This is a genomic window from Sandaracinobacteroides sp. (genome assembly GCF_057137845.1).
This window is the reverse complement of record NZ_DBNHFX010000076.1, coordinates 1-4,344: the sequence shown is the minus strand read 5'-3', so window position 1 is coordinate 4,344 and position 4,344 is coordinate 1. Positions and strand designations below refer to the sequence as shown.

At 65.8% G+C, this 4,344-nt stretch carries 4 protein-coding genes and 1 pseudogene; 1 reads left to right on the top strand and 4 read right to left on the bottom strand.

Annotated elements, in window-relative coordinates; genetic code table 11:
- The 4 genes and pseudogenes from AC16JP_RS03755 to lgt all read right to left on the bottom strand — a co-directional run.
- A pseudogene (locus AC16JP_RS03755) lies at positions 1-104 on the bottom strand (superoxide dismutase); the annotation flags it as partial.
- A 93-nt stretch (positions 105-197) separates the two neighbouring features.
- Positions 198-1,994, bottom strand: coding sequence for an aminopeptidase P family protein (locus AC16JP_RS03750; RefSeq protein ID WP_484339262.1), 1,797 nt, complete (start codon positions 1,992-1,994; stop codon positions 198-200).
- The gene (locus AC16JP_RS03745) at positions 1,991-3,040 is read right to left on the bottom strand and encodes a class I SAM-dependent methyltransferase (protein WP_484339261.1); all 1,050 of its coding nucleotides are present in this window, start codon (positions 3,038-3,040) and stop codon (positions 1,991-1,993) included. Before AC16JP_RS03745 ends, AC16JP_RS03750 begins: the two co-directional genes overlap by 4 nt.
- Positions 3,037-3,858: a prolipoprotein diacylglyceryl transferase gene (gene lgt / locus AC16JP_RS03740; protein WP_484339260.1), complete on the bottom strand. Its 822-nt coding sequence runs from the start codon at positions 3,856-3,858 to the stop codon at positions 3,037-3,039. The genes AC16JP_RS03745 and lgt overlap by 4 nt, the downstream gene beginning before the upstream one ends.
- A gap of 59 nt (positions 3,859-3,917) precedes the next feature.
- On the opposite strand from lgt, the gene AC16JP_RS03735 reads away from it, so the two are divergent.
- The coding region (locus tag AC16JP_RS03735) for an acyl-CoA dehydrogenase family protein (RefSeq protein ID WP_484339259.1) at positions 3,918-4,344 on the top strand (427 nt) is incomplete at its 3' end.

Here is a 4,344-nt window from a genome sequence, read left to right as displayed (position 1 = left end):
AGGTGGTGCCCGGCATGGTGCTGGGCGAAGGTGTCGGCGGAAATCGCCGGATGAAGGGCCGTCGGCTCGAACGGAAGCGGGGGGAGGGAGAATTTCGCTGGCATGCATTGGTCCTTTCTTCGGTTCGGCGCGGCGTATGTTCGCGTCCTAAGCAATATGGGCAGATTTCGCCGGGGGAAAACCCCGGCCGTGCAGAATCACGTGTTGGCAGTGCCTTGCAGCGGGGCGGTGGCGCTGACCAGCCAGTCACGGGCAGGGCCGGAAAGCTTGGACAGCAGCGCGTCGCGCACGCGGGCGTGATAGCCGTCCAGCCAGTCGGTTTCGGCGCCGGTCATCAGTGCAGTGTCGATGAGGCGGGTGTCGATCGGCGCAAGCGTGATGGTTTCGAACGCCAGCATCGGCTCGCTGTCGCCCTCGCGCTGGTCTTCGATCACGATCACCAGATTCTCGATGCGGATGCCGTATTCACCCGCCTTGTAGAACCCCGGTTCGTTCGAGAGCACCATGCCCGGCAGCAACGGCTCGTCCACTCCGGCTGCGCCGACAGCGGCAGCGATCCGCTGCGGGCCTTCGTGCACGCCCAGAAAATGGCCGACGCCATGGCCGGTGCCATGCGCATAATCGAGACCTGCCGCCCACAGGAACTGGCGGGCAAGGATGTCGAGCTGGCCGCCGCGTGTGCCCTTGGGGAAGCGGGCTTCGGCAAGGGCGATATGGCCCTTCAGCACGCGGGTGTAGCGGTCGCGCATTTCGGCTGTAGGCGTGCCGATTGCGACGGTGCGGGTGATGTCGGTCGTGCCGTCGGAATATTGGCCGCCGGAATCGATCAGGTAGATGCGTTCGCCCTGAAAGCTGCGGTTGCTGGCCGGTTCCGAACGATAATGCGGCAGGGCGGCGTTCGGGCCGATCGCCGAAATGCTGTCGAACGACAGGTCTTTCAGAAGGTTCGATTCCCGCCGGAACCCCTCCAGCCGGTCTGCGGCGTCCAGTTCGTCGGCGGGCGGTGCGGTGTCGATGCTGTGCAGAAAGCGGGCAACTGCCGCACCGTCGCGCACATGGGCCGAGCGCATGCCATCGAGTTCGGCCGGGTTCTTGGCAGCTTTGGGCAGGATGCAGGGGTCGCGTGCTTCGATGATGCTGGCGCCGCCGCGTTCCAGCGCTTCGAACACTGCAGCAACCGACCATGCCGGATCGGTAAGGACGGTGCCGCCCAGCGCTTCGAGCGCCGGACCGAAATCGCGGTATGGGCGCACGCCGACATCCGGACCGAGATGTGCTGCAACCTCGGGCGTGATTTTCGCCGGGTCGGTGAACAAGGTCGCGGTTGCGTCGGCGCGGACGATTGCAAACGCCCTGACTACCGGCGTGCGGGAAATGTCGGCGCCGCGAATGTTGAACGCCCAGGCGATCGAATCGAGCGCCGCCAGCACAACGGCACCTGCACCCGCCTTGCTGGCGGCGTCGGCGATGGCGCGGCGCTTGTCGGCCGAGGAGCGGCCGCTGAAGATGTCGGGCATGATTTCGGCGGGCGCCGCCGATGGCGCCGGCTGGTCGGCCCAGATGCTGTCGATCGGGTTGCCGTCGACCGCAAGCATCTGCCCGCCCTTGGCGGCAAGCGCAGTGGCGGTGGTGCGCAGGAAGGCGCGCGTCGTCAGCCACGGATCATAGCCGATGCGGCCGCCTTCCGGTGCGTTTTCCGCGAGCCACTGGCTGACGGGTTCGGAAGGCACCGAGCGGTGCTGATAGAGCGCGCTGTCGACCTGCGCCCGGGCCTGGATGGTGTAGCGGCCGTCCACGAAGATGGCGGCCTTGTCGGCAAGGACCACCGCGCTTCCGGCGCTGCCCTGAAAGCCGGTCAGCCATTCCAGCCGCCGTGCATAAGAGCCGACATATTCCGAGCTGTGCTCGTCGGTCAGCGGGATGATGAACCCGTCGAGCTGGCGGGACTTCAGTTGTTCGCGCAATTGCACGAGTCGATCGTGGTGGCTGGTCATGTCGCGGTTCTAGGAAATCCGGCCGGGGTAGGCCAGTCGTTCGCGACTACGGCCAACGCCTGGAACAGCCTGCCCATCGCCGCCGGAGAGGCGAGCCGCGCGCGGGCGGCTTCGATGGCCGCTGCCTGTTCGATGCTTGCGAGATGCCTGAGCGACTGCGCGCGCTGCGACAGCCCGAGCGCTTCCAGAAACGCACCCTGCGCCACCGGCCCGGAAACGGCCGCATGCGCCGAAGCGACTTTGGCCATCGCCGCGAAATCGACGTGGGCGCTGATGTCGGCCTCGCCCAATGTTGGCAGCGGTTCGGCGAACTGGCCGTGTGCCAGCGCCTGTAACGTGTCGCCCAGTGCGGGGCCTTCATAGCCGTAGTCGATGAAGAGCGCGGCGCCGCCCTGCGTTGCAATCCTGCGCGCTGATGCCGCCACAAGCTGTTCGGCGGCGAAGTTGCGTTCGTAAACGCTGCCCTGTGGCGCATCACGAAGGCTTTCCGGGATGAACGCCAGATTGGCGCCGACCGAAAGGTCGAAGCGCCCCGGAGCCTCGACCCGCCGCAAGACCCAGCCGTCAACCAGCTTCTCGAATTGCGAGAGCGGTAGCGCGTCCAGAAACTCGTTGGCGACGACGAGGAGCGGCATGTCGTCGGGCACTGTTGCGATGTCGTCGTGCCAGGTGGCGTCGGGCAGGCGTTCGGCCTGGATGGCGCGCAGCCGTTGGCTTTTTTCCACCAGATGCAGCCGGACGGCCCCCCGGAAACCGGGCGCCGCCCTTGCGGTTGCGCGCAGGGCATCGGCCATCAGCGTTCCGCGCCCCGGCCCCAGTTCGACCAGCGCCACCGGATCCGGTGCGCCGGCGCGCTGCCAGAGATCCGCCAGCCACAGGCCGATCAGTTCGCCGAACATCTGGCTGATTTCCGGCGAGGTGACGAAATCGCCGTGTACGCCGAACGGTTCGTTTCTGGCGTAGTAGTGATCGGCGGCAAGCGCCATCACCCGCGCAAGCGGCAGCGGCCCCTCGCGGCGGAGCAGTTCTGCAAGCGGCGCGATCACGCGATGCGGGGCTGGCGCTTGCCGCAGGTGGCCAGAAGCCAGATCCCGGACAGCACCATCGGCACCGACAGCAACTGCCCCATCGTCAGCCCGATTCCCAGCACACCAAGTTGCGCATCCGGTTCGCGCAGAAATTCGATTCCGAACCGCGACAGGCCGTATCCGGTGATGAAAATCCCGCCCAGAAGGCCGGGTTTCATCCGCGCATTCGTCAGCCAGAACAGCAGGTTCAGCAGTGCCAGCAGCACGAACCCTTCGAAGAAGGCTTCGTAAAGCTGGCTCGGGTGGCGCGGTTCCGGCCCGGCGTCGGGGAAGATGATCCCCCATGTGCCGTCGGTCATGCGGCCCCACAGTTCGCCGTTCACGAAATTGGCGAAGCGCCCCAGCATCAGCCCCAGCGGCGTGACCACCGCCACATAGTCGAGGATGCGCAGCGCCGAGAGGCCGCGCGACCATGCATAGAGCGCGATCGCCAGAATCACCCCCGCCAGCCCGCCGTGGAACGACATGCCGCCTTCCCACAGTTTCAGAATCGACAGCGGATGCGCCAGATATTCGGCCGGATTGTAGAAGATGACATAGGCCAGCCGTCCGCCAAGGATGACGCCCAACGTGCACCATGTGACGAGATCGTCGACATGCCTTGCGGTGATCGGGCTGCCGGGGCGGCGCACCATCTTCAGCAGCATCCACCAGCCGGCCAGAATGCCGACGATATAGGCCAGGCTGTACCAGCGCAGCACAAGCGGCCCGAGTTGCAGCGCGACGGGGTCGAGCCCAAGGCTCTCCCAATGAACAGGTGTCTGGAAAAACTCCATGAACGGCCTCATATCGGCTTGGAGAGAAAAGCGCCACAGGCTGCTTAGAGGGAGTGTGAATGATGGACGATACCCCGGAACTTCAGGCTTTCCGGGCCGACACACGTGCGTGGCTAGAAGCAAACTGCCCGCCCGAAATGCGTGAGCCGGTGCGGAGCGATGATGATGTCTGCTGGGGCGGCCGCAGGGTGAGCTTCAAGAACGAAGCGCAGAAGCTGTGGCTGGAGCGCATGGCGGCGCGCGGCTGGACGGTGCCGGGCTGGCCCAGAGACTATGGCGGCGGCGGTCTTTCCAAGGAACAGCAGAAGATTCTGGCCGAGGAAATGCGCCGTATCCGCGCCCGCCCGCCGCTATCCAGTTTCGGCATCTGGATGCTTGGCCCGGCGCTGCTGAAATATGGCAACGAAGCGCAGAAGAAAGAACATCTGCCGCGAATCGCGCGCGGTGAAATCCGCTGGTGCCAGGGCTATTCCGAACCGGGCGCCG